Origin of the sequence: Promicromonospora kroppenstedtii DSM 19349 (genome assembly GCF_000515355.1) — a bacterium.
GTDB classification, from domain to species: Bacteria; Actinomycetota; Actinomycetes; order Actinomycetales; family Cellulomonadaceae; genus Promicromonospora; species Promicromonospora kroppenstedtii.
The window spans coordinates 1-657 of the sequence record NZ_KI911593.1 but is presented as its reverse complement, the minus strand read 5'-3'; the positions used below and the strand labels follow the sequence as shown (position 1 = coordinate 657).

The window sequence follows — 657 nt, the reverse complement described above, 5'->3', positions numbered from 1 at the left end:
AGGCGCCCGCCGCGGCGTGACGCCGGCGGCGGGGCGCCTGCGGGCGGCCCGGTTCCTGGCCTGGGCTCAGGCCGGGAACGAGTCCACGGCGTCGTCCACGCCGTCGCCGTCGACGTCCACGGAGATGGTCCGCGTACCGCCGGCGGTCTCCACGACGACGTCGGGCACGCCGTCGCCGTCGGTGTCGTACAGCTCGACGTCAGGCACGCCGTCGCCGTCGTAGTCCTCGAACTGGGCGTCCACGACGCCGTCGCCATCGGTGTCTGCGACCTCGACGTCCGTGATGCCGTCGCCGTCGAGGTCGTACTTGCCGGGCTTGTCGGCCAGGAACTCGGACACGTGCTTCTCCTTGCTGATCGCTGTCTCGGGTCGTGCTCGGTACTCCCCCGATCATGCACCACCCGGGCCTGACCGAAATTTCGCTCGCTTCGCCTCGCGGGTGAAATAGGTGGCGCCTACATTCGGGGCATGGTGACCCAGGCCCGCAGTTCCCGACGCCGCGCCGCCCCTCCTGGCAGCGACCACGTGCCGCCCTCCTGGTCGTCTCGGGCACGGCCGTCGCCGCCGTCGCGCCGAGCACCGGGTCCGGCCCGGACCTCGCCGCCCAGGCCTGGTCCGTCGATCTCGACGCCCTCGGCCCGGACGACGCCGGGTTGC

Annotated in this window: 2 protein-coding genes; both read right to left on the bottom strand. The window is 72.8% G+C overall.

Annotated features, from left to right (window positions below; all coding sequences use genetic code 11):
* Positions 1–66: 66 nt before the first annotated feature.
* Positions 67–339 (bottom strand): hypothetical protein, encoded by a 273-nt coding sequence (locus PROKR_RS02810; protein ID WP_051432619.1) that lies wholly within the window; start codon positions 337–339, stop codon positions 67–69.
* Positions 340–455: 116 nt separating this feature from the next.
* Positions 456–657, bottom strand: a 202-nt coding sequence (locus PROKR_RS36765) for a hypothetical protein (RefSeq protein ID WP_036959399.1), incomplete at its 5' end; no start/stop codon positions are given.